At 61.0% G+C, this 22,955-nt stretch carries 20 protein-coding genes and 1 pseudogene; 12 read left to right on the top strand and 9 right to left on the bottom strand.

Annotation, left to right across the window (positions count from 1 at the left end; genetic code table 11):
* The first annotated feature begins 239 nt into the window (after nt 1-239).
* Nucleotides 240-1,730: a right-handed parallel beta-helix repeat-containing protein gene (locus FHX03_RS20635; protein ID WP_183855201.1), complete on the top strand. Its 1,491-nt coding sequence runs from the start codon at nt 240-242 to the stop codon at nt 1,728-1,730.
* Nucleotides 1,731-2,061: 331 nt separating this feature from the next.
* A complete protein-coding gene (locus tag FHX03_RS20630) occupies nt 2,062-3,552 on the top strand; it encodes a right-handed parallel beta-helix repeat-containing protein (protein ID WP_183855199.1) in 1,491 nt (496 codons plus the stop codon).
* Between the two features lie 18 nt (nt 3,553-3,570).
* Here FHX03_RS20630 and FHX03_RS20625 read toward each other — a convergent pair whose 3' ends face one another.
* Both FHX03_RS20625 and FHX03_RS20620 read right to left on the bottom strand, forming a co-directional pair.
* Nucleotides 3,571-3,852 (bottom strand): nodulation protein, encoded by a 282-nt coding sequence (locus FHX03_RS20625; protein ID WP_097625958.1) that lies wholly within the window; start codon nt 3,850-3,852, stop codon nt 3,571-3,573.
* Nucleotides 3,853-4,014: 162 nt separating this feature from the next.
* The gene (locus FHX03_RS20620; protein ID WP_183855197.1) at nt 4,015-4,791 is read right to left on the bottom strand and encodes a protocatechuate 3,4-dioxygenase; all 777 of its coding nucleotides are present in this window, start codon (nt 4,789-4,791) and stop codon (nt 4,015-4,017) included.
* A 438-nt stretch (nt 4,792-5,229) separates the two neighbouring features.
* On the opposite strand from FHX03_RS20620, the gene FHX03_RS20615 reads away from it, so the two are divergent.
* Nucleotides 5,230-5,607 carry a nuclear transport factor 2 family protein gene (locus FHX03_RS20615; protein WP_183855195.1) on the top strand — a complete coding sequence of 126 codons (378 nt, stop codon included), beginning with the start codon at nt 5,230-5,232 and terminating at the stop codon, nt 5,605-5,607.
* 120 nt (nt 5,608-5,727) lie between these two features.
* The gene (locus tag FHX03_RS20610; protein ID WP_183855193.1) at nt 5,728-7,308 is read left to right on the top strand and encodes a Na+/H+ antiporter; all 1,581 of its coding nucleotides are present in this window, start codon (nt 5,728-5,730) and stop codon (nt 7,306-7,308) included.
* A 69-nt stretch (nt 7,309-7,377) separates the two neighbouring features.
* On the opposite strand, the gene FHX03_RS20605 is transcribed toward FHX03_RS20610, so the two are convergent.
* Nucleotides 7,378-9,279, bottom strand: coding sequence for a potassium transporter Kup (locus tag FHX03_RS20605; RefSeq protein WP_183779490.1), 1,902 nt, complete (start codon nt 9,277-9,279; stop codon nt 7,378-7,380).
* A gap of 345 nt (nt 9,280-9,624) precedes the next feature.
* On the opposite strand from FHX03_RS20605, the gene FHX03_RS20600 reads away from it, so the two are divergent.
* Both FHX03_RS20600 and FHX03_RS20595 read left to right on the top strand, forming a co-directional pair.
* A complete protein-coding gene (locus tag FHX03_RS20600; protein ID WP_183855191.1) occupies nt 9,625-10,800 on the top strand; it encodes an MFS transporter in 1,176 nt (391 codons plus the stop codon).
* Between the two features lie 494 nt (nt 10,801-11,294).
* A complete protein-coding gene (locus FHX03_RS20595) occupies nt 11,295-11,717 on the top strand; it encodes a TIGR02594 family protein (RefSeq protein ID WP_097625952.1) in 423 nt (140 codons plus the stop codon).
* A gap of 75 nt (nt 11,718-11,792) precedes the next feature.
* Here the strand turns inward: FHX03_RS20595 and FHX03_RS20590 are convergent.
* The 3 genes and pseudogenes from FHX03_RS20590 to FHX03_RS20580 form a co-directional block, all read right to left on the bottom strand.
* Nucleotides 11,793-12,104: pseudogene (locus tag FHX03_RS20590) on the bottom strand (SAM-dependent methyltransferase); the annotation flags it as partial.
* 171 nt (nt 12,105-12,275) lie between these two features.
* On the bottom strand, nt 12,276-13,679 hold the full coding sequence (locus tag FHX03_RS20585; protein ID WP_183779488.1) for a pyridoxal phosphate-dependent decarboxylase family protein: 1,404 nt from the start codon (nt 13,677-13,679) through the stop codon (nt 12,276-12,278).
* A gap of 137 nt (nt 13,680-13,816) precedes the next feature.
* Nucleotides 13,817-14,767: a LysR family transcriptional regulator gene (locus FHX03_RS20580; RefSeq protein WP_183855189.1), complete on the bottom strand. Its 951-nt coding sequence runs from the start codon at nt 14,765-14,767 to the stop codon at nt 13,817-13,819.
* A gap of 96 nt (nt 14,768-14,863) precedes the next feature.
* Here FHX03_RS20580 and FHX03_RS20575 point away from each other — a divergent pair, with 96 nt between their 5' ends.
* The 3 genes from FHX03_RS20575 (at nt 14,864) to FHX03_RS20565 (ending at nt 17,806) form a co-directional block, all read left to right on the top strand.
* A complete protein-coding gene (locus FHX03_RS20575) occupies nt 14,864-15,349 on the top strand; it encodes a YybH family protein (RefSeq protein WP_097625949.1) in 486 nt (161 codons plus the stop codon).
* A gap of 921 nt (nt 15,350-16,270) precedes the next feature.
* On the top strand, nt 16,271-16,777 hold the full coding sequence (locus FHX03_RS20570; protein WP_097625947.1) for a GNAT family N-acetyltransferase: 507 nt from the start codon (nt 16,271-16,273) through the stop codon (nt 16,775-16,777).
* A gap of 96 nt (nt 16,778-16,873) precedes the next feature.
* Nucleotides 16,874-17,806, top strand: a complete 933-nt coding sequence (locus FHX03_RS20565) for an ornithine cyclodeaminase family protein (RefSeq protein ID WP_183779484.1) — start codon at nt 16,874-16,876, stop codon at nt 17,804-17,806.
* A gap of 215 nt (nt 17,807-18,021) precedes the next feature.
* Here the strand turns inward: FHX03_RS20565 and dapB are convergent, their stop codons facing one another.
* Both dapB and FHX03_RS20555 read right to left on the bottom strand, forming a co-directional pair.
* Nucleotides 18,022-18,792 carry a 4-hydroxy-tetrahydrodipicolinate reductase gene (gene dapB / locus FHX03_RS20560; RefSeq protein WP_183855187.1) on the bottom strand — a complete coding sequence of 257 codons (771 nt, stop codon included), beginning with the start codon at nt 18,790-18,792 and terminating at the stop codon, nt 18,022-18,024.
* A 142-nt stretch (nt 18,793-18,934) separates the two neighbouring features.
* Nucleotides 18,935-19,150 carry a hypothetical protein gene (locus FHX03_RS20555; RefSeq protein WP_097625945.1) on the bottom strand — a complete coding sequence of 72 codons (216 nt, stop codon included), beginning with the start codon at nt 19,148-19,150 and terminating at the stop codon, nt 18,935-18,937.
* A 192-nt stretch (nt 19,151-19,342) separates the two neighbouring features.
* Here FHX03_RS20555 and FHX03_RS20550 point away from each other — a divergent pair, with 192 nt between their 5' ends.
* Together FHX03_RS20550 and FHX03_RS20545 are read left to right on the top strand one after the other, a co-directional pair.
* Nucleotides 19,343-19,792, top strand: coding sequence for a VOC family protein (locus FHX03_RS20550; RefSeq protein WP_097625944.1), 450 nt, complete (start codon nt 19,343-19,345; stop codon nt 19,790-19,792).
* A gap of 139 nt (nt 19,793-19,931) precedes the next feature.
* Nucleotides 19,932-20,405, top strand: a complete 474-nt coding sequence (locus FHX03_RS20545) for a VOC family protein (protein WP_183855185.1) — start codon at nt 19,932-19,934, stop codon at nt 20,403-20,405.
* Between the two features lie 33 nt (nt 20,406-20,438).
* On the opposite strand, the gene FHX03_RS20540 is transcribed toward FHX03_RS20545, so the two are convergent.
* Nucleotides 20,439-20,840 (bottom strand): GFA family protein, encoded by a 402-nt coding sequence (locus FHX03_RS20540; RefSeq protein WP_097625943.1) that lies wholly within the window; start codon nt 20,838-20,840, stop codon nt 20,439-20,441.
* A 210-nt stretch (nt 20,841-21,050) separates the two neighbouring features.
* On the opposite strand from FHX03_RS20540, the gene FHX03_RS20535 reads away from it, so the two are divergent.
* Nucleotides 21,051-22,931, top strand: a complete 1,881-nt coding sequence (locus tag FHX03_RS20535; RefSeq protein ID WP_097625942.1) for an ABC transporter ATP-binding protein — start codon at nt 21,051-21,053, stop codon at nt 22,929-22,931.
* Nucleotides 22,932-22,955: the final 24 nt, after the last annotated feature.

Genomic DNA, 22,955 nt, shown 5'->3' with positions numbered 1-22,955 from the left:
CCGCCGATTCATGCAATTACCCCGCCGGATAATTTTCGGATAAGTTGCATCTTTCCAGTGTGTTAGCAAATCCGCGCCATTGCCTGTGGAGTAAGGTCCGCAAACCGGCCCGCTGCCGCATTGACAACATCTTCTCGCCCTTTTGCCGTGGCGGGTTGCTCCCGCCGCGTTCGGACGGCCGGTTCCGGTCGATTCGAGTGGCGATGTAGCGATCCGACGAACAGGGCAACATTGGCGATATGACAATCTACTATGTGAACTCAGCGACTGGCTCCGACCGCAACGGCGGAACGGGCCAGAACTCGGCTTTTGCGACTTTGTCCAAACTGGAATCCTTGACTTTGAAACCGGGCGACAGCGTGCTTCTTGCCAAGGGCAGTGTCTTCAACGAGCAGTTCGATATCAAATATTCCGGCACCGAGAGTGCGCCGATCAAGTTCGGCAGTTACGGGACGGGGACCGCACCCGTCATCCACAGCGGCGGCGATGGCATTCACAGTCTTTATGCCTCGAACATCGTCATCGAAAACCTCAAAATATCGAACACCGGCGGTGCGGCCATCTATGGCGGCGATGTCACCAACTGGACGGTCCGCAATGTCGAGATCGCCAAGAGCGGGATGTCGGAAAACGCAGGCGCCGTCACCTTCAGGAACAGCAAGAACGTCACGGTCGAAGACAGCAAGATATCTGATGTCAAAGGCGACGGTTTCTGGATCGAAAAGGTCAGTGGCGTCAAACTTCTTAACAATTCCGTCACCAGTGCCAGCGGCTCTACGGCCGATGCGATGCAGGTCAACGACAGCAGCAATATTCTGATCAAGGGCAATCATCTCGACCAGACCCATGCCGTCAGTCCGAAGGGGGGAATCGCGCTGGTGCGGGCCTCCGATGCCGTGGTCGCGGACAATGTCCTGACCGGCGGCGGCTTCGGTATCAGCGCGCCTGCGGGCAAGAATGTCGCCATCCACGGTAACGACATATCGGGATATCACGGTTACAGCTGGTCCTTCGCCGTCGGCCTCGGCGATCAGGGCAGCGCACGGGATTACGACATTTCTGACAACCACATTCACGATGGCGCCTGGGGCGTGGCCGTCAGCGGCGCTACCGGCACCAGCTATAGCCTGACGAATATCAAGGTCCACGACAACGTCTTCGACGACCTCACACAGGCGGCGCTGAAGGTCGACAGGCCGGCATCCGGCTCCTTCTACAACAACACCATCGAGACAGGCGTCAAGGCCACCAGCATATCCCCCGCCATCGTCGACGCGCATACCTTTTCCGTCAGTAACAACCACACGGTCGCAAGTGTCGAGACGGCGCTTGCAAGCACCGAGGCCAAGGTTGCCGCAACGACGGAGGCGGTCTCCGACCCGGCAGTTGTCGCCGTTCACGACAATCTGAAGATCTTCACCGATACGGGCGAAGCCCATCGCGGCAATCTTCTGGAGAACGACAGCTCCGACAACGATACGCTGGTGCTTCGCCGCTTCGGCGACGAAGCCGTCGGCAAGCACGGCCTGACACTGACTGGAGACTACGGCTCCATCCACGTGGACCGGGAAGGCAACTATGCCTACACGCTCGATGAAACGAAGCTGCCCGACGACCATAGTGGACATGTGAGCGAGTCTTTCAAGTACGGCATCGACGATGGAACCTCCCATCACAGCGACGCGGATACGCTGACCGTCTTCATCCATATGGATGGCTTGCTAAGCTAAGATAGGGGACGGCCTCTCTCCGCCCTCGTCCTGAAGCGTCCCGTAAGGGGCATTGAAGGGCGAGGGCGGCTATTCCCTTACGGTAATTGCAAACGGTCCGTTACCATTTCATTCACCTTTCGGTCGTTATTTTATAGATTATTTTCTCTTAAGTTGTATTGTCGAGGATGCAGCCACCGCCAGGCTTCTCGGGAGCATTGCAGGCCACAGCCTGTCTACCGCCGTCGTGACAATCGAAGATTGTCCTATGGCCTTTCGCCCCGACCGCATCCGATCCACTCATCGCAGCTGATCCCCACACAGCTGCGCGACAATGCGAGCATATGGCGATATGACAGTCTATTATGTGAACTCGGCGACAGGCGCCAACAACAACAGCGGCACGAGCGAGGATGCGCCTTTTGCATCCTTCTGGGCGGTGGAAAATTTGAAGCTGCAGCCCGGCGATAGCGTGCTGCTCGCCGCGGGAAGCGTCTACAACGACCAACTCGACCTGAAATATTCCGGCACCGCCAGCGCCCCGATCACCATCAGCAGCTACGGGATCGGCGATGCGCCGGTCATCCATAGTCCCGGCGACGGCATTCACAGCCTTTATGCGTCGAACATCGTCATCGAGAACATCAAGATCTCGGATACCGGCGGTGCAGCTATTTATGGCGGCTATGTCTCGAACTGGACCGTGCGCAATGTCGAGGTCGATCACACCGGCTTGGCGGGCAAGTCCGGTTCCGTCACCTTCCGAACAGGCTCGAATATCACCATCGAAAACAGCACGATCAACGACGTGAACGGCGACGGCGTGTGGATCGAGAAGATCAATGGCGTCAATCTTCTCAACAACACCGTTACCAATGCCCACGGCACCACGGCAGATGCCGTGCAGATGAACGACAGCAGCAACATCCTGATCAGCGGCAACTATCTCGACCAGACGGGCGCCATTAGCCCGAAGGGCGTGCTGGCGCTCGTCCGGCCTGTCAATGCCGTGATCGAGGACAACACGCTGGTTGGCGGCGGCTTCGGGGTGGCCGCTCAGGCGGGCACGAATATCGCCATCCACGACAACGACATATCGGGGTATGGCGGCTACAGCTGGTCCTACGCCGTCGGCCTCGGCGACCAGGGCGACACCAGAGACTATGATATCTCAGGCAATTACATCCATGACGGCGTATGGGGCGTGGTGGTCAGTTCCGCCGGCACCACCAGTTACGTTCGCGAAGATATCGATGTCCACAGCAACATTTTCGACGACCTGTCGCAGGCGGCGCTGAAGGTCGACAGGCCTGCATCCGGAGCCTTCCACGACAATGTCATCGCCAGCGATGTCACGCCCTACAGCATATCGCCGGCCATCATCGCCGCGAACACCTTTCCCGTCAGCAACAACACGACGCTCGACGAGGCCGACGCCCTGTTTGTGAGCCTTGATAGCCACGCTGCCGGCGATACAGCGCATGCGGACACGGTTCCGATAATCGTCGCAGCCCATGACAGTTTGAAGATCTCGGCCGACACGGATGTTGCCCATCATGGGAATCTCCTCGAAAACGACAGTTCGGCCAATGGGATCCTGCTGCTTCGCCGCTTCGACGGCGAAGTCGTCGGCAAGAACGGTCTGACGCTGACCGGCCAATACGGCAGCATCCATGTCGACGATCATGGCGACTACAGCTACACCCTCGACGCGGCGAAGCTTGCCGGGCTTACCGGAGATGTGAGCGAGACGTTCTATTATAAGATTTCGGATGGGGCAGCGCATCATTACGATACGGATACGCTGAGCATCTCCATCGATGTGGACGGCGTGCTGACCTGACAAGGGATGCCGGCAAACTCATCGGCCGCCGAGCAGGATCCTGGTGACGTCGATTTCGATTTCCGCGCAGATGATCTCGTATTCGGTGACGATCGCCGGGTCGGCCGACATATCCTTGCGCATGCGATCAAGAACGGCGCAGGCCTCGCCATAGGCTCCGCAGAGTTCGTAAAGATGCGGTTGGCTCGCCGCGGCGGCCCTGATTGTTGCCCGCGTCGCGGGCAGCCTCATCATCAGCCTGGCCAGTCCCTGTTCGGCAATTTGCCGGGGGATGTGCGCTACGCCTTCTTTCCTGACCATGCCGTCAACCCTCGCTGCCTGTATTCCGCTGTCGAGAGTTAGTACGCGGGAATGCAGCATCTGGTTTCATGCCGGATGCAAGATCGTCCTTTAAAACCCCGATGGTGGAGGAAGTCCGGCAAGGCCAGCCGTTGGCGATCGGCGGCTTTCTCTGCTATCCGCTTACGAAGAGAGGCCGATCGCGATGGTGGCGGAAAGCACGCCGCCGTCGAGCTTCTCGAGGTCGAACATGTGATCGGCGGCGTCTTCCGGGATGATGCCGTCAGCTTCATTGCGGGTATCGCGGGCAGGGCGTCCGAGATAGTCCGGATGCTCGCCATAGATGATGTCGCTCAGCGTATCGTCGAAATAGATCTGGCTGACGAGAAGCTCCTTGCCCTCGACGAGGATGCGGCAGTGAACATGCGGCGTGCGGCCCTTGTACCATCCTGGATAGGCCGTCAGGAAGCTTGCCTGCCCCTCTGCATCCGTCAGCTGGCGTCCGCGAAAAGCGAGGCCGCTGATTGCCTCGGCGTCGCCGAGCGTACACATGTCGGCGGCCTCGCGGCCGGAATAGATGCCACGACGATCGGTATGCCAGATTTCGATATCGGCATTTTCGATCGGCCGGCAATCGGCTGCATGGACGATGCGAAGGGCCAGCCGCAACGGCAGTCCTGCCTTTCCTTCCGAGACGTCCTGACGGGCCGGAATATTGTTGACATGGCAGGGGCCAAGGGTCTGGGCTGATGTCACGATGCAATTCGGACGGCTGCGGAAGAGCGGCGCAGGCAGCTTTTCCAGTGCGACCGATTTTGTGCCGCCGCTCAGGAAGTCTGTTCCCTTCCAGTCGAATGCCCTGGCGGCAACAGTGATATGCCGCCGTGGCCAGATCGCCGCCGCGGCCACGGTCGAAGCGACAGTAGTCGCACCTCCAACCACCAGGGTCCGCCTCTTCATCTGTCTTCCTCTGCCTCAAGACGCATGTAAGGGAGCGGGCCGGAAACTCCAATTAAATCTTGGCAATGATCGACGGCAGCGAAATCTTCGGCATCCAGGGAGCGCCGGGCTCGACGGTGACATATGGCGGCTCAGCTCTCGCCCCTGTAAGGGACAGAGATGCGCTCACCAACTCTATCCCTGCGGACGCCCTCCCGGGCCAGGTCTCTCAGGTCTCGTTCGTGCAACCCGCAAACAGGTTTGAGGCTGAGACAAGTCGAAGTCGCGTCATGTATCGTCGCCATGGCCATACTGGGCGCAACTTCCCGCGATGAAATTAGACGGCGTAACCTAAAGGCGCGGCGGTCCAATATCAGCATCATTACATGCGCCGGCCGGGTCATTGAGGCATAATCGCCGTCGAAATCCCGATCGTTAAAGCGAAGATGGGAGACTGTGATGGATGATCGAACAGTGCGGACGGCGCTGGAGCGTCATTGGGAGGCTTCGGACGCCCGCGATTTCGACGTCGAACATGAAATCTACGCCGAGGACGCCGTGCTTTACTACCCGCAATCGGGCGAGCGGATCCGCGGCCGGCAGAATATCCAGGAGAGCCGGTTCGTCCAGCCGAACAGGAAGCGTTTTACGGTGCGGCGAATGATCGGCGGCGGTGACCTCTGGGTCACTGACTTCATATTGACCTACGACGACGTGCCATCTTACGCGGTGAGCATCATGGAATTCCGCGAAGGCCTGGTGGCCAACGAAACGCAATATTTCGCCGATCGGTTTGAACCTGCACCCTCGCGTGCGCATCTCGTTGATCGCAGGTGAAATCTTGTCACGATAATGCGCTACCAAGCAGGTTGAATTGCTGCAAAATTTCTTGAATCGATTTTGGTTTCAATTATGCAGCAGGCATTCGACATTCGTTTCCGAGCCGGGGCAGGGCGCATGGAACCAACCCACTTATTCGAGCTTGTTATCGCGATGTTTCTCGCGATTATCGCGCTGCATTATGCCGCCCACAGGCTCGGACTGCCTCCGTCCGTCGCGCTGCTGACCGGTGGCGCCTTGCTGGCATTTGTGCCGGGACTGCCGGCGATTTCGGTCGATCCCGAGTTGGTGCTGGTCATCTTCCTGCCGCCGCTGTTGATGGACGGCGCCTGGTCGATCGCGCTGTCGCGGCTGCGGCGGCATATGATCGGCATCGCTTCGCTTGCCGTCGGCGCGGTATTCTTCACCTGCGTCGTCGTGGCCGTTGTCGCCCACCTTATCTTTCCGTCACTTCCCTGGGGCGCCTGCGCGGCACTGGGTGCTATCGTTGCGCCGCCGGATGCGGTTTCGGCGCGCGCCGTGCTGGAGCGCGTACGACTGCCACGGCGGCTTCAGATTCTGCTGGAAGGCGAGAGCCTGCTCAACGATGCGAGCGGCCTGGTGCTCTTCCGTTTTGCCGTTGCCGCCGCCGCAACAGGCGCTTTCAGCGCGGGGGAGGCCGCCGGCAGTTTCTTCGTGCTGGCGCTGGGCGGCGCCGTCGTCGGCATCGCGGTCGGATTGGCCTGGGTCAAACTCATCCGCCATCTCGGCGATGATTATCTCATCATCGCGGCCACCGTGCTGCTCGGCTGGATTTCCTATCTGTTGGGCGAACTGCTGCATGTCTCCGGCGTCATCGCCACCGTCAGCACGGGCCTGATCGCTTCCTGGCATCAGCACACGGTCTTTTCAGCGGCGACGCGCATGCGCGGCACGTCGTTCTGGACGGTGATGATCTTCCTGATGGAAGCGGCGGTCTTCACATTGATCGGACTGTCGCTGCGGGATGTCGTCGAACGCGGCGGCGGTTTGACTACCGTAATCGCGACCATGGGGCTGCCGATGCTGGCAATCCTCGTGACGCTCGTGGTCGCGCGTTTTGCCTGGGTCTTCGCCTCCGATCTCGTCATCCGCGTCTGCGCGGCTCTGGGGTTCACACGCGCCCGGCCGCTCGGAGCCGGCGGTGCGACCGTCCTGAGCTGGGCAGGCGTGCGCGGCGTGGTCACGCTCGCCCTGGCGCTTAGCCTGCCAGAGGGGTTCCCGGGCCGCGACTTCATCCTCGCCACGTCCTTTGCCGTCATTCTCGGAACCGTGCTCGTGCAGGGCACGACATTGGGGCGGGTGATTGCCTGGGCGCGGCTACCGCCGGAGACGGAAAGAGCGCGTCTCACCATGAGCCAGGCTGAGGCCGCCATGGCACAGGTGCAGTTCGGGATCGTGCAAAACCTGGCCTATGACGCAGAGGGAAAGCTCATCCACCCACAATTGCTGGAACGCTACCAGCGCAGGGCAACGGCGATCGTCGACTATGCCGAGAGAACCGAGCACTACGTGCCGTTGCTGCACGCTCACTTCGACGTCGTTCTCGAAGCGGTCGCGACCGGGCGCCGGGAACTCATTCGTCTCCACCGCGCCGGCGACATCGATGACGAGACGTTGGACGAGCTGGAACGCGATCTCGATCTCGAGGAACTGAGCGCGATCTCGGCCAAGGCCTGACGTTCAATGTCCTAAGCCGCGGAGTTCGCGATGCGGGACAACTCTCCCAACTCTCTTCGCTGCCGTGCTCTAAATCGCAATCTGTTCGCCGAGCTCGACGACGCGGTTTGACGGCAGGTTGAAGTAATCGGAGGGATCGATCGCCAAACCTTCCAATGCCATGAATATGCGCTCCTGCCAGCCGGGCAGGCCGGTGTTCGGCGTCCTCACAAGGTTCCGGCGACCGAGATAGAAAGAGGTCTTCATGATCTCGAACTTGAAACCTCCCTCCCGGCAGAGCGCCAGCGCCCTGGTGACATCAGGATCGTCCATGAAGCCGAAGGTGAGGTCAAGGCGCACGAAGCGCGGCGAGAGTTGGCTGATCTTGATGCGCCTGTTGTCGGGGACATAAGGTTCGTCTTCGGTCCAGACGGTCAGGATGACGTTCTGCTGATGGAGCACGTGGTTGTGCTTGAGATTGTGGAGCAGAACGTTCGGCGTCCGGTCCGGGACGCTGGTCAGGAAGACTGCCGTTCCCGGAACGGTGACCGGCGAATGGTCCGACTTTCGCTCGATCGACCTGATGAAGGAGTCGAGCGGGATTTCATTGTTGGCGCGCAGTCTCTTCAGATAGGCCTGCCCGCGGGTCCATGTCCACATCAGGATCATGATCGCCAGCGCAAGGGCGACCGGAACCCAGCCGCCATCGTAGATCTTCAGGAGGTTGGCCGCTAGGAACAGGACTTCGATGATAAAGAGCGGCAGCAGCAGGGCAGCGGCGAGCACGAGGGAGTAGCCCCAGACGGCGCGAAGGAACTGGAAGACCAGCATGGTCGAAATGACCATGGTTCCGGTCACCGAGATGCCGTAGGCCGTCGCCAGCGACTCGGAGTCGCCGAAGGAGAAGATCAGCATCAGGACGCCGACCAGGAGGAGAAGATTGACGCTCGGCACGTAGATCTGGCCGGTGTTGGTCTCCGACGTGAACTTGATCCGCAGCCGCGGCAGGAAGCCGAGGTGAACCGCCGAACGGGCCAGCGAAAACGCACCGGTGATGACGGCCTGGCTGGCGATGATCGTCGCCATCGTCGCCAGCAGCACCACCGGCAGCAAGGCCCAATCGGGATACATCAGAAAGAATGGATTGGCAGCCGTTTCGGGACGGGCGAGAACGAGCGCGCCTTGTCCGAGGTAGTTGAGGAGCAATGCCGGAAAGACGAGCACGAACCATGCCGTCTGGATCGGGCGGCGTCCGAAATGCCCGAGATCGGCATAGAGCGCTTCGCAGCCGGTGACGGTCAGAAAGACGGCGCCGAGCACGATGAGGCCGACAGTGCCGGCATGGGTAAGGAACAGGAATGCATTGACCGGATTGAGCGCCTCCAGAATCGCCCAATCGTCACCGATATGGATCAGACCGCCCGCCGCCATCGCCAGAAACCACAGCACCGTAATCGGCCCGAAAAACATCGAGACGGCAGCGGTTCCCCTCGACTGGACGCCAAACAGAACGATCATGATCGCAGCCGACGCAAGCGGGACATAGTCGGCAAAGGCCGGGGTGACCAGCTTCAGGCCTTCCAGCGCCGACATGACCGACAGAGCTGGCGTGATCATTGCATCGCCGATGAAGAGAGCCGCTCCGATCAGGCCGGCGAAAAAGAGCACGGGGACGTTCCGTCCCATCTTCTTCATCAGGAGGGCGAGAAGCGAAAGCGTGCCCCCTTCGCCGTCATTGTCCGCCCTGAGAAGGAAGAGCACATATTTGAAGGTCACAATGATCGTCAGCGTCCAGACCATCAGCGAAATGAGCCCGATGACCTCGGCCTCATGCACGCCATCGGCGGCAAAGGGCCTCAGCGCCTCACGAAGGGCATAGAGCGGGCTGGTGCCGATATCGCCATAGACGACGCCGATCGCGCCGACGACCAATCCGACAAAGCCCTTATGGCCGGCACCTTCACCCGTATTGTCTGCACGTGTTGATGTCATGGTTCCCCGCTCATGCCACTTGGCCATGCACACAAACATATGCCGCATTGCAGAACGGCAAGTAAATTGATGCGGATGCGAATTTTTTGTGAGGGCAGAAGGCTGGGCTGAGGAGGCCAGCATCCACTTGTGGCGTCACAAGCAGTGGCTTGACGGCTGCTTCCGGCGAGCCGCCAACCACTCTTGAAACGAGCGGGGGCGTCAGCATGCTGACAGGAACTGTCAGCAACGGTGGGAGATAAGCGAAAACCGCGGATTTTGGGGCCAGTCGCCATTTCGTCGGAATGTCCGGCTATCGCGGATGCTTGGGCTTCAACCCCGCCCCAATCGGAGCAAGTCCCCGAGATGAAGCCGCATCATCGCATTTTCTTCATTCAATTTGCAGTGGCCCTTTCCGTCGGTGCGTTTCTTTCGCGGCTGCCCGACCTTCAGCGCAAGTTCGGCCTTGCCGAGGGCGAACTCGGCCTTTTGCTCGCTGTCTTGTCCTCAGGGGTTCTGTGCGGACTGACGTTCGCGGTGAGGTTCATCGAGAGGCTCGGTGCACGCAAAACCGCCTTCGTCACCGTCTTCGGCGCGTCGCTGTTTTTGGCGCTGATCCCCTGGATGCCTTCGGCTCCGTCGGCGGTGCCTTTATTCTTCATTGCCGGCATTTTCACCGGAGCATTCGAGATCAACGCCAATATCGAAACCGATCGCCATGAGGCGCTGCTTGAGTATCGCATCATGAACCGGGCTCACGGCATGTGGAGCCTCGGCTTCTGCCTCACCGCCCTTGTTGCCGCCGGCATGCGGCAGGCTGCCGTGTCCATCGAACTGCATACCTTCCTCACCCTCGTCATTGTCTTGATTGCTGGATCGATCGTTTTCTCCGGGATCGAGAATGCGCCCAAGCGGCGCGATGCACACCCCGGACATGCGCCGCTTATCGCCTTTCCCACCGTCGGACTGCTGCCACTCTGCCTCGTCGGCGCAGCTCCGCTTCTTGCCGAAGGCGCAAGCGTCGATTGGTCGGCGATCTATATGCGGGACGTGTTTGCCGTCGAACCCTTCGTCGGCGGGCTCGGCGTGACCATCTTCTCCTTGCTGATCGCCATCGGGCGGCTCGGCATGGACCCGGTCGTCGACCGCTTCAATCCCCGCCCGGTCGCCATAACCCTCCTTGGGATCACGGTCATCGGTGTTGTGACGGTTGCGACGGCGACGCATCCTGTTGTCGCGCTTGCGGGCTTCGGCCTGACGGGGATCGGCTGCTCATCGGTCTATCCGCTTGCCATCTCGGCTGCGGCCCGGCGCAGGGATCGACCTGCACTGGTCAGCGTTGCAGCACTCGGGCAGACGACGTTTCTCGTGTTTTTCGCGGGGCCACCGCTGCTCGGTTTCGTTGCCGAACAGCTCGGCATCCGCTTTTCGTACTGGACAGTCGTCCCTGTTCTCGTCGCGGCACTTCTGGTCACCAGGGCGCTTGCCGCGGATCCTGCTCCGGTCACCGACCGGCCTGAACCGGTGCAACCTCACGGTTGACTCGCCGCGGTGGCCATCCGCTATCCGGCAGCGTCTATATCCGCAACCGACAGGGTGGTGCACGACCACCTTTGGCCCCTGAATGGGCGCGGGCGCAATGTATTTCCCATCGAAATTAAGTATTACTGTGACTATCTTAAATATAGCTCGTACAGGTGATGGCCGCGGTCGCTCACTGCTGTCAACTTTTTGGTGAATCAACTTGTTGCTCAATCACTTGCGCGTGAAGTTCATCCAACCCGGAAGGAGCTGGGTTCGGATGGTGAAACTCTCCTCTTTCGGCCCGACAAACATGCGGTTTGCGGAGTTTGTTGGTCGGGGTCAGCCCCTGCCTGCAGCGGTTTCGTGCCTTTCTCCGGGTTAATTTCCGCCGCCAAAATGCCAGTATTAGTTGTTTCTAAATCACGCCATAATTGGCTTCTACGTTGCCGCGCCTGTTTTATTCTTCGCCACATTTCTGAATTTCAGCGTTATACAAACAATGGTGGGTAACTATGAAGGTTATTCTCGTCATCGTCCTCACGGTGCTTGCCGTGCCCTGTGAGGCGGACATGCTGGGCACGGCAGTCAAGTACAAGAGCATGCACGAACGCTCCATCTCCTTCCTCAGCATCAATCCCCGCAGGGTATCGTGGTGCGGGGCGTTCCTGGCCTTTGTCGCCAAGCGGTCTTCGCGACAACCGCCGCCCAACCCCAATATGGCGGTGTCCTGGAGGAAGTTCGGCAAGCCGGTGTTCTTCCGCGCCGCCAGGCGAGGGGATGTCGTCGTGATCCGCACGGGCAGGCGCTTTCATGTGAGCCTTTTCGATCACATCGACCAGCGCCGGCAGTACGTCTACCTGTTCGGCGGCAATCAATCCAACCGGGTGCAATTGTCCAGGTATCGCGCCAGCTCGGTCGTGGCGGTGCGACGATGATGCCGGCTTGGCCTCTGCTGCGAAGCTGATTTCGCCGCCATCCCTTGAGAGTGCCTTCCTTCGATCGCGGCGCGTTTAAAGTTTGCGCGCCCTTATATGCAGGAAGATCGGCGCGATGCGGGTGTCGGCGACGACAGGCTCGGCCCTTGCCAGCTCCGGAGACGCTGTCGGCTCGCCGAAGGCCTCTATAGTCAGTCCCGCGCCGACGATCATCGAAACCCAGGTCGACAGCGTCCGGTAAAAGCGCGGGATGGCAAAGGGCGTTAGCATCGCCCGCTCCGTTTGGGGTATGGAGGAAAAGATCCAGCGCTCGATCCGGCTGTCGCTCTCGTCGAAATAGTCGGCGATCTCTACCGCGACCCGCTCGCCGGCCTCGTTGCGGATATTGCCTCCAGCCACGGCGCGTCCCCGCCGTGATTGAATCGATACTGCAACGGAAAAGAGTCTTCGCGGCCAAGGACTTGGGCGCACTGGATTCCTGTAACGGGCACAGGAATGAGGGAATGCGGGGTGGGCGTCCGCGCCCTCGTAGAACGCATATGTGCCGCAACGGAAGTATCACCCCCGACCGACGCTCCTGAACGCGGCAATGATGCTCTCCGCCGCCAGTTCCGCCTGATCCGATGTCGTCTGGAAATTGGTGACGGAGAGGCGCAACACGTCGCGGCCGTGCCATTTGGCGCCGCCGGCAAAGATCAGGCCATCCGCCTGGATCTTTTCGATCGTCTTTCGGGTCATGGTGTCACCTTCTTCGTCCGGACTGTCGGCCGCGAAGCGGATGATGAGCTGGTTCAGCGTGACCTCGTTCAGAATGGCGATGCCGGGCTCGCGCCCAAGCAATTCGGCGGCCAGCCGCGCCGAGGCGCAGCACTGGTCGATGAGGGCGGCCACACCGTCGCGCCCGAGATGTTTCAGCATCGCCCAGGTGGCAAAGCCGCGCGCCCTCCTTGATAGCTCGGGCACGTAATGGGAAGGATCGCGTTCACCTTCGCCGGCGAGCGGCAGATAGCTTGCGGCAATCGTCATGGCGCGGCGATGAGCAATTTCATTGCGGATGATCGCATAGCCGCAATCATAGGGTGTCTGCAGCCATTTGTGACCGTCGGTCGCCCAGCTATCGGCGGATTCGATGCCGCGGCTGAGATGGCTGGTCTTCTCCGACGCTTGCGCCCAGAGGCCGAAGGCGCCGTCGATGTGCACCCAGGCGCCTTTCGCTTTCAGCGGCGGGATGATCGCGGCGAAGTCGTCGAAAGCGCCGGTATTGATCTGTCCCGCCTGGAGAATGGCGATGACGGGACCGGAGACCCTCTCGAGCGAGCGCGCCAGCGCGGCCGGGTCTATCCGTCCCACCGGATCGGTGCGCACGCGCAGCACGCGATCATGGCCGAGGCCCAGGAATTGCAGCGCAGAGAACACCGTCGTGTGAGCGTCGTCGCCGATCAGTACGGTGATTTCGGGCGCGCCGAACAGGCCGCGGGCATCGCCATCCCAGCCGACTTGGCGCAGCACCTCGCCCCGCGCCGCGGCAAGGCAGGTGAAGTTCGCCACCGTCGCGCCCGTAACGAAACCGACCGAGCTTTCAGCCGGCAGCTTCAGAAGATCGAGAAGCCATCTGGCAGCAACGGTCTCGATGGCGGCAGCGGCCGGGGCGGCGGTATGGTTTCCGGCATTCTGGCCCCAGGCGCTGGTGAGGAAATCGGCTGCGACGCCGACGGGATGGGAACCGCCGATGACCCAGCCGAAGAAGCGTGGTCCGGTGGTTGCATGCAGCCCGGGTTCGGCGCCATCTGCGAGCTGCGTGATGACATCAAGCATTTGCGAACCGACCGTCGGCAGCGGCTCACTGAAGGCGGCAAGCGAGGTGGCATAGTCATGAGCGGGCATATGGCGGGCGGGTATCGCCTGCCGAAACCCGGCCGCAAGCCGGGCAGCTTCCTGAAACAGAGATGCAATTGCCGACATGCAGATCCCCCTGCCGCCGACGTCCCCTGGATGCCCTCGACGCAAGCTGTCGGCGCATGCAGTCTAGCCGATCTTGCCGACGCTGTCTTGGCAGCGAAATATAAGATCGATCTTGGGCGTCGCGGAATTTTGCAGCCTTACGGCGCCGCCGGCAGCGTTTGCTCGATAACGCCCAGCAGCCAGGCGACGCCGGCATCCATCAAGGCGACCTTGGGGAGAACGGCATTGATGTGAAATCGCGTGAGTTCCAGCGGCGCGTTAACGCTTTCCAGGTCGAAGCGCGCCGCATGCATGGCGGCAAACCGTCTCGGCAACGCGCAGAGAAAATCGGTCTCGGCGAGGATGGCAAGGGCGAATGTGAAGTTCGGCACGGTCAGCGCGACGCGCCGCGCGCAGCCGTGCTTGGCCAGGGCCTCGTCGACGAAACCATGGGGATCGCCGCTGAGCGAGACGACCAGATGCTGCATCTCGCAGTATCTGACCAGGGTCGGTTGGCCGGCGAAGGTATGGCCGGTCCGCATTGCCACGACGAAATCCTCTTCATAAAGCCGGCTGACGTGGAAGCGCTGCGGAATGTGCTCGGTGGGAATGACCGCGATGTCGGTCAGCCGGTCGTCGAGATCGGCGAATGCGTCGCGCCACGCACGCTCCGGCGAGGTTTCGTTGGGCGCCGGCAGCAGTTGGCGGATGCCGATATCGATGCCGGGTGCGGTGCGGTGAAGCTTGTCGAGGAGCGGCGCCAGCAGCACGGCCGAAACACCGTCCGGTGCGGCGATCGTGAAGCGGCGGGTGGAGTTTGCGGGATCGAAGGGTTCGGCGGCTGAAAGCATCTTTCGCACGTGGGCGAGAACATCGGCGATCGGTGCCGCCAGTTCCGTGGCGCGCGCCGTCGGCACGACGCCCTTGGGCGTTCGCAGGAACAGTGGATCGTTCAGCAGTCGCCGCAGCCGGCCCAGCCCGTGGCTGACGGCAGAAGAGGTTAGGTTCAGCCGCTCGGCGGCGCGGCCGACATGACGCTCCTCCAGCACGGCCTCGAAGAGCACGAGCAGATTGAGATCGCTGCGGGAGAGATCAACTGGATTCAGCATATCGCTGAAATCATATCATTGGATTCAGTGCCGCTGAAGTGGGATTTGCACTGTAGCGGGCGCAAACGGCATCCGCATAGCCGAAGGAGCAAGGTCATGTCATTCCCATCCAGTTCGATGCCGGCCGAGAGTTCCATCGCCGAAGGGGCCTGTGCGGAGCTCATCTGCCGCACGGCAGAGGCGAATGCGGCGCTGATGCGCGGCGATATCGATGCATACCGCGCCTTGAATCCGCACGCGGCCGATTACACGCTGATGTCGCCATTCGGCGGGCGGCCGACGCATGAGGCAGAGTTGACGCAGGAGCGCTGGCAGGCGATCGGCCGTTTCTTCGCGAACGGCACCTTCGAACAGGAGGTCGTGCAGGCCTATGCATCAGCCGACATGATTGTCCTCGCCATTATCGAACGATGCCGGGTGGAGGTCGGCGGTCTGCCGATGCAGGACTGGCCGTTGCGCGTCACCCTGGTTTATCGCCGCGAGGACGAAGAATGGCGGTTGGCGCACCGCCATGCCGATCCCCTCGCCAAGGGTATCAGTCTGGAACAGGCAGGTGTTTTGGCGCGCGCTGAGGCATTGTGATGCCAACCGACACGCATCTTTGACGAACTGCACCCCGCGAATTCCGAAAGCGAGATGGGAGGATTGAGCGGCAGCCGACGTTGACATGCGCGTCTCGCCTTTACCGGGATGGCCAAGATAAATCGAGCAGTGCGGGAGATGTTGTCTGGGAATCGCCAATAACTATCTTATTCTGCGTGGTCCATTTCTGAATTTTACTGGTTTCATCTAAAATCTATTGCCTTTTTTCAAGTATCATTCAATGATGCGGAAATATCATTCGCGCCGCTGTCAAGGTCGCTCTGCCAATCAGCGAGGGATATGCACTGAAGTATTTCGTTCTCTATACGCTGATTTGCATGGTGTTCGGGATGGTTCTTCTCGTCATTGTCCGTCAGACTGCACCCTTCAAGCTGGACAAGCCGAGCGATCAAAGGACCGAGTGGTCAGCTGATGGATCGGCGGCGGGGTCCACCGATCAGCCGGATAATCTGGTTGTGCGGTCGACGCGCGAACCGGCGACCGAGCGACCGGCCATCCGGCCGTCCAATCAATGGGACCTCCGGCCAACGAACCAGCCGACGGACGGCGATCCGTCGGGCGTCCGGAAGGGCGGCCGGGTGGGAACCCCGGCGCAGTAATTGCAGCCGGAGCCCTGCCTCGTCCTTCGAGGCCTCTCAGAATAAGGCTGTCTGGGGCGCGGTTCTTCCGACGCCCTCGGAGCCTCGAAGGACAGGCTCCAGCATTTACCCCTGCATTCTTCCGCCGCCCGCGCACCCGCCTTGTCTTCGAGGCCCCTTGCGGGCCTTCTCGGGCTGAGGCTTTTCCAGGCTTTGGCGCTAGGCGGGTGCAATGGGGGCCGGATTTGAGTCATCGTCTCCGCTTGCGTCGGCTGGAGCACACTGTCATGACGACAGCCGAGATATCTCCGGAGGTCTCAGAATGGATGCAAGCGGCGTAACGATCAGGCATATCCAGGCAGGCGAAGTGGAGGCCTTCCGACGCATTCGTCTGGAAGCGCTTCGCACCGAACCCGCCTCCTTTGCCAGCCGCTATGAAGACTGGGCGGCTCTTTCCCTCGATGAGTGGCGCAACCGCCTGAGCGAGCCGGTCTTCATCGCGTTTCAGGATGGTGAGCCCGTCGGCATAATGGGCCTGATCCGCCAGCGGTCGAGCAAGATGGCCCATCGTGCGACGATCATCATGGTCTACATCGGAAGGAGCCTGCGCGGCACCGGTCTTGCCGAGAGGCTTCTCGATGTCGTTGTCGATCATGCGCGCCAAATCGGCATCCGGCAGCTGGAACTCTTCGTCAGCGCCGAGAACGCGGCGGCGATCCGGTTCTATCATCGACAGGGCTTCTCCGAGGTCGGCAGGATCCCTGCCGGGGTTCTGGAAGAGGGCAGGGAGATCGACGACGTCATCATGGCTCGCCGTCTGGTCGATTAGGCCTCACGCGAAATTTCAGCGCATTTGCCTTACCGGATCTATTGACCTCAAGCACGGTTGGGGTCGCAGGATGCCGGCAGAGGCTGGGGGTTTGCCGTGACGAAAATTCTGAAAGACGAGGATCTGGCCGGCAATACGTTGATGCGTGTTGCCATCGATGCGCTCGAGACCGCTTTTCTTGCGAGAGCCGACAATCGGCTGGTCTCTCCGCCCCGACATCATGTGTCCTTTCCCGATCGAGGCGATCTCGTCTTCACCGTCGGCGGCATGCTTGGCGACAAACCACTTGCGGGTTTTCGCGTGTACGAAACATTCGACGGGGCAGAGCATTCGCAGATCGTCGCGGTATGGTCGGCCGACGATGCCAGGCTCAAGGGCATTGTTCTCGGTGAGCGCCTCGGCAACCTCAGGACCGGTGCCATTGGAGGTCTCGCCGTCCGCCACCTCAGCGCGCCCGGCGCCAGGATCGTCGGGATCATCGGCAGCGGAGCGCAAGCGCGAACCCAGCTTGCCGCAGCCGCCGCCGTTCGAAAACTGGATCGCGCCCGCGTCTATAGCCGCGACGAGAAAAATCGCACCGCCTTCGCAAGCGAGATGCAGCACGCCCTCGGGCTGGAGGTGGAGCCTGTCGAAAGCGTCACTGAGGCCGTTGAGGACGCCGATATTGTCATCTGCGCGACGACGAGCCAAAAGCCTGTCATCCATGCGCGTGATCTGAAGCCCGGCGTGCACGTCAACACTGTCGGTCCGAAAACGCTTCATGGATACGAACTCGGTCTTGATATCGCGGATGCCGCTGCCGTGATCGCGACGGATTCCCCCGAACAAAGCCGGGCTTACGCTTCGCCCTTTTTCCTCGCCGGCTCCGGCAACGAAGATCGCATGGCCGACCTTGCCAACATCATTGCCGGGACAGCTGCCGGGCGGGGATCGTCCGGGGAGACGACGCTGTTTTGCTCGGTCGGCCTTGCGGGAACTGAAGTCGTCGTCGCTTCGGCAATCCTCGATAGGCTAGTGGCATCGGCGTAGGGTTTGATTCAGGGGATGTCTTCAAGTCTTTGTTTTCATGCATATTTCCGTTGAGGTCCATCAGCTGCCGGAGCGCCCGCCTTGTCCGTCGAGGCCCCTACGGGGCACTTCAGGATGAGGCTCTCTTGGAGGCCGGGCACAACCAGGGACGCGCTTAGAATTTGATTCAACGACGCGCTTCAAGCCTCTGGTCAACCCTGTCTCTTCGCCCTTTCTCAGGCCGGATTGAGGACATCCTGCATGCTGTATTCGCCGGGCGCGCGTCCCGCGACCCAGCGGGCGGCGGCAAGTGCGCCGCGGGCAAACATGCCGCGGTCGAGCGCCGAATGCGAAAGTGTCACGACTTCCTCGGCGGCGGCAAACAGAACGCTGTGTTCTCCGACAAGCCCGCCGGCGCGCAGGACGGCGAAGCCGATTTCGCCGGGCGGCCGTTCGCCGGTGATGCCGTCGCGGCCGCGCCGCTCGACGGAGGCGAGGGAGACGCCGCGGCCCTCGGCGGCGGCTTCACCGAGCATCAGCGCCGTGCCGGACGGCGCGTCGATCTTCCTGTTATGGTGGGCTTCAAGGATTTCGATATCCCAGCCCTGCGCGGGAAGGGCGCGGGCGGCCTGGGCAACGAGGCCGAGCAGCATGTTCAGGCCGATGGAGAAATTGCCGGAGCGCAGAATGGGAATCGTCCGGGCGGCCTCCATGATCCGCTCGAGTTCGTCCGGTTCGAAACCCGTCGCCCCGATCACCAGGGCCGGTCCGCCGGCCGAGGCGCACAAGCCGGCAAGTTCGGCAGCGGCACGTCCCGTGGTAAAATCCAGGATCACGTCGGCGGTCGCGATCGCGTCCGAACGGTCGATCAGCCCTTCCCCGATCGAGCCGGGGCGACCGATGCCGCCAATGACTGCAAAAGCCGGATCGGCCGCCAGCAGCGGCAGGACGGCGCGACCCATTCGACCGTTCGCGCCGGCGACCGCTATTTTAATTGGTGAGGTCACAGTTTTTCCTTGCTGCGGTATTCCGATGGAGGGCTGTCGTCATCCGGCGTTCGCGCCGGAGAAGGGGATTTGCACCTACCGCACTTCCGCTCCCGGCGCAAAGTGGGGATCTCCTCCGGCCGTCCCCGTGAACGGCGGGTCCTTACCAGTTGCCGGGGTCGGCGGTGTGATCGATGCTGGCGAATTCATCCGCCTTTTCTCGATCCAGCTTCACCTCCATAGTCAGGCTCGTCTCGTCGGTGACGGCGTAGCAGTCAGGGAGCGGTCCTTTTGAAAGTTCCTGATACAGGAGCAGGGCGGCCTCTTCGGCGGTATCGGCCTCGATCTCCCGAGTGAGGGCAACGGTGAATTTATGCATGGTCAGCCTTTCGATCGGCGCGCAGGCGATGCGCAGCTTACGCAGTCTGACACGAGTTTTGTGGCAAGGACACAAAAAGCGTGTCGTTTAGAATTTGATTCAGGCGATGGTTTCAGGTTCTTGTTTTTATGGACGTCGCGGCCATGGCACCGCCGCGCAGTTTTGGGAGAACTCAGCCGAGAAGGATAGATCATGCGCCTGAATCAGGTGACCGTTACGATGCCTGACCTCGATCTGGGCTGGAGCTTCTACAGCGTCCTCGGTCTGAGGCCCGTCGTTGATGCCCGTCCACGGTATTCACGCTTCCTCTGCCCGGACGGGGACAGCACCTTCTCGCTGCATCAGGGCGAAAGTGGCGGTGGCGGAACCACAGTGTATTTCGAGTGTGAGAGCCTGGACGAGACGGTCAGCCGCCTTAGCGAGGCCGGCCTGCAATTCGTGAGCGGACCCGAGGACAAGAGTTGGCTGTGGCGCGAGGCGGAGCTGCTCGACCCTGGCGGTAACCGCATCATCCTTTATTTCGCCGGATCCAACCGCGTCGACCCGCCTTGGCGGGTGGGTCAAGGTGGCCCGTCCGAAACTCGTCCGTCGGAACCACCGCGATCTTCCTTAGTGCAAAGCCCCCGAATCGAACCTGAATGATGGCATGGCGACCCGAGGGTTCGGCGATTTAGGAGCGCTCAGCTGTCGCCGAGGAAATAAGCTGCAAGGGCTGGAGAAACACGGTTTGCTTCTTATTTCACCGAGGGAATTCGAAACGAAACGCGAAAGGACCCGCGCAATGGCAAAGAACACGATCTGCGTATGGTACGACAAAGACGCCGAGGCGGCGGCCCGCTTTTATGCGGCGACGTTTCCCGACAGTGCCGTCGGCGCCGTCATTCGGGCACCGGGAGATTATCCGGATGGCAAGCAGGGGGATGTATTGGTCGTTGAATTCACCGTCGCGGGTATTGCCTGCATCGGCCTGAACGGGGGTCCCACGTTTAAACACAGCGAGGCTTTCTCGTTCCAGATCGCAACCGACGATCAGGAAGAAACCGATCGCTACTGGAACGCCATCGTCGGCAATGGCGGCCAGGAAAGTGAGTGCGGCTGGTGCAAGGATAAATGGGGTGTCTCCTGGCAGATCACGCCGCGTGTCCTCTCCGAAGCGCTGGCGGCAGGCGGTGGTCAGGCAAAACGTGCTTTTGACGCGATGATGACGATGAGGAAAATCGATGTCGCCGCGATCGAGGCGGCCCGGCGCGGTTGAGGCGCCTGCGCGAAATCAATAGATGCCCCGCTGTCAGAACCAGAGGTCGCGCACGCAGCGCCCTTTGGATGGAAGATCTTCGAACGTGTCCAGGCCGTCGAAATGATCGATGGGCAGATCGGCGACGAGATCCGGCGGCGCAAGCCGCATGTTGACTGCCATGCGCCGGCGGCCATCCTTTTGAAGCCGCAGGCCGCGCCAGCTCAAGACGCAGGCGCAGGATGGGCAGAACAAGATTTCGAGAGACGACGTCTCCCGGCCCGAGCGGGTATAGGAGGCGGTTTCTCCGCTGAGAGCGATACGCTCTCCTTCGTAATCATAGGCCCAGAGGGTGCCGTAACGGCGGCAGAGGGTGCAGTTGCAGGCGGTGATCGAGCCGGGATCGCCTTCGAGCGTCCAGCTTGCCTTGCCGCAATGACATGAGCCCGTCAGCATGAGTGTTCCATCCAGCTGTTTCTTCCGGGCATCCTGCCCCAATCGCGAGACGATCACAATTGGGCTTTCAAGCGCCTCGCTTCCCTCCGCTCGCGAGCCCGTTCGGTTAATTTATGAAATTTCTAGTTGAGATGGCGGCCGAAAGATGATCCCATGCGACTTGGCGTAGCCGAGTCCACGCTTCCTCCCAATTTTTGATCCGAGCGATCCATGTCGATTTCCGATGCGATCTACCGTCCCTTTGAAACCTGGATCCGGCCGCTCGACATTCCGTACCGACCGCTTCCTTCTAACGGGCCTGTGGCCGTCCTTCTGCACTTCATTTCGATGTTTCGAGGCGTTCTCATCGCTTTGGCGTTTTCCTCGATGGCAATCGAAGCAATCAACCTCACGATCGTCTGGGGACTTGCGGTCATTGTCGACGGTGTGACCCAAAAGGGCGCGCCTGCTTTCCTGAACAGTGAATGGCCGCTGCTTGCCTTCCTCGGCTTCCTGATTTTTCCAGCCATGCCAATCGCCTCGTTTCTTCTCAACACTTTCAATTCGCATACGCTCGGTGTCGGTATGCCTGCCGCCATCCAGTGGCAGGGTCACAAGGCGGTGGAGCGGCAGGATCTCGCTTTCTTTCACGATGTTTTTGCCGGGCAGGTCTCCTCGCGCCTGTCACAAGTGGCGTCTTCCGTCCAGCAGCAGATCGTTGTCGCCTTCCAGGCCATTCCGCGCTTCCTGTTGCAGATGGTCGGCTCGGTGCTCTTGCTGGTGAGTTTGTCTTGGCAGCTTGCCCTGCCGGTCGTCATCTGGATCGCGCTCAATGTAGCGCTCGCCACCAGGATGGCGCCGGTCTTTACTGAGCGTTCGCGGCGCACCGCCAAGCAGCGCAGCCTTGTCGCCGGTGCTATTACCGATCTCTACACCAACATGCAGATGATCAAGCAGTTTGCGGCTGAAGACAGCGAAGCGGGTGCTATCCGACGAATCATCCAGAAATCCGTGCAGACGCAGCACAGGGAGCAACGCATCTACCGCACGTCGGAATTGATCGTCGTGGCGCTCAACATGATGCTGTGGCTCGCCATGCTTTCTATCGGCTTTTCCGGGCTCATCAACGGCTTTCTCACGGTTGGCGAGTTCGTGGGCGCGGTCTATATCCTGCACCGGCTGTCCGGGCACACCTTTACTTTCTTGCAGATGGGACAGCAGATTTTCCAGGCGATCGGCACGATCAAGGACGCTATGCCGGTCATGACGACGCCGCCGACCATCACCGACCGGCCGGATGCGTCGAGTCTCACGGTCAGCCGCGGGGAGATCCGCTTCGAAAAAGTCCACTTCGCCTACAAGTCGGGCAAGCCGGTCATCGATGCGTTGTCGCTGACGGTGCGGCCCGGCGAGAAGGTGGGCCTGGTCGGTCTCTCCGGAGCCGGCAAGACCACGCTCGCAAATCTGCTCCTGCGCTTCTACGACATCGGCGACGGCGCGATCCTGATCGACGGGCAGGATATTCGAGCGGTCACGCAGTCGAGCCTTCGCCGCGCCATCGGGGTCATCGCGCAGGACGTCGCATTGCTGCACCGGTCGGTCGGCGACAATATCCGCTACGGCCGGCCGGAGGCGACGCGGGACGAGATCGAAGAGGTGGCGAAGATGGCAAGCGCCGATGCCTTCATTGCCGATCTTGCCGACGGCGAGGGCCGCAAGGGTTATGACGCCTTCGTCGGGGATCGCGGCATCAAACTTTCCGGCGGCCAGCGGCAGCGTGTTGCTATCGCCCGCGTTCTGCTGAAGGACGCGCCGATCCTGGTGCTGGATGAAGCGACCTCGGCGCTCGACAGCGAATTCGAAGCCGCCATCCAGGAAAGGCTAAACCTCGTCATGGAGGGGAAAACAGTGATTGCCATCGCCCACCGCCTGTCCACAATCGCCAGAATGGACAGGATCGTCGTGCTCGATCACGGGCGGATCGTGGAGGAGGGCAGACCGGAGGAACTGGTCGAACGCGATGGCCTGTTTGCCCGTCTGTGGAAACGCCAGACCGGCGGCTTCATTCCTGAAGACATTCATGAAGCATTGCCGGCTTCGCCTGCGACCTGACGAGCGACTGGCCATCTCTAAGGC

This window comes from Rhizobium sp. BK456 (assembly GCF_014194045.1).
GTDB lineage: Bacteria > Pseudomonadota > Alphaproteobacteria > Rhizobiales > Rhizobiaceae > Rhizobium > Rhizobium redzepovicii.
Note: the sequence above shows the minus strand (reverse complement) of the source record. Positions and strands in the feature narration are given on the sequence as shown.

Excerpts from the sequence above, each read along its gene's own strand:
- FHX03_RS20635 (WP_183855201.1), top strand. The coding sequence starts at position 240 with ATGACAATCTACTATGTGAACTCAGCGACTGGCTCCGACCGCAACGGC.
- FHX03_RS20630 (WP_183855199.1), top strand. The coding sequence starts at position 2,062 with ATGACAGTCTATTATGTGAACTCGGCGACAGGCGCCAACAACAACAGC.
- FHX03_RS20625 (WP_097625958.1), bottom strand. The coding sequence starts at position 3,852 with ATGGTCAGGAAAGAAGGCGTAGCGCACATCCCCCGGCAAATTGCCGAA.
- FHX03_RS20620 (WP_183855197.1), bottom strand. The coding sequence starts at position 4,791 with ATGAAGAGGCGGACCCTGGTGGTTGGAGGTGCGACTACTGTCGCTTCG.
- FHX03_RS20615 (WP_183855195.1), top strand. The coding sequence starts at position 5,230 with ATGGATGATCGAACAGTGCGGACGGCGCTGGAGCGTCATTGGGAGGCT.
- FHX03_RS20610 (WP_183855193.1), top strand. The coding sequence starts at position 5,728 with ATGGAACCAACCCACTTATTCGAGCTTGTTATCGCGATGTTTCTCGCG.
- FHX03_RS20605 (WP_183779490.1), bottom strand. The coding sequence starts at position 9,279 with ATGACATCAACACGTGCAGACAATACGGGTGAAGGTGCCGGCCATAAG.
- FHX03_RS20600 (WP_183855191.1), top strand. The coding sequence starts at position 9,625 with ATGAAGCCGCATCATCGCATTTTCTTCATTCAATTTGCAGTGGCCCTT.
- FHX03_RS20595 (WP_097625952.1), top strand. The coding sequence starts at position 11,295 with ATGAAGGTTATTCTCGTCATCGTCCTCACGGTGCTTGCCGTGCCCTGT.
- FHX03_RS20585 (WP_183779488.1), bottom strand. The coding sequence starts at position 13,679 with ATGTCGGCAATTGCATCTCTGTTTCAGGAAGCTGCCCGGCTTGCGGCC.
- FHX03_RS20580 (WP_183855189.1), bottom strand. The coding sequence starts at position 14,767 with ATGCTGAATCCAGTTGATCTCTCCCGCAGCGATCTCAATCTGCTCGTG.
- FHX03_RS20575 (WP_097625949.1), top strand. The coding sequence starts at position 14,864 with ATGTCATTCCCATCCAGTTCGATGCCGGCCGAGAGTTCCATCGCCGAA.
- FHX03_RS20570 (WP_097625947.1), top strand. The coding sequence starts at position 16,271 with ATGGATGCAAGCGGCGTAACGATCAGGCATATCCAGGCAGGCGAAGTG.
- FHX03_RS20555 (WP_097625945.1), bottom strand. The coding sequence starts at position 19,150 with ATGCATAAATTCACCGTTGCCCTCACTCGGGAGATCGAGGCCGATACC.
- FHX03_RS20550 (WP_097625944.1), top strand. The coding sequence starts at position 19,343 with ATGCGCCTGAATCAGGTGACCGTTACGATGCCTGACCTCGATCTGGGC.
- FHX03_RS20545 (WP_183855185.1), top strand. The coding sequence starts at position 19,932 with ATGGCAAAGAACACGATCTGCGTATGGTACGACAAAGACGCCGAGGCG.
- FHX03_RS20540 (WP_097625943.1), bottom strand. The coding sequence starts at position 20,840 with ATGCTGACGGGCTCATGTCATTGCGGCAAGGCAAGCTGGACGCTCGAA.
- FHX03_RS20535 (WP_097625942.1), top strand. The coding sequence starts at position 21,051 with ATGTCGATTTCCGATGCGATCTACCGTCCCTTTGAAACCTGGATCCGG.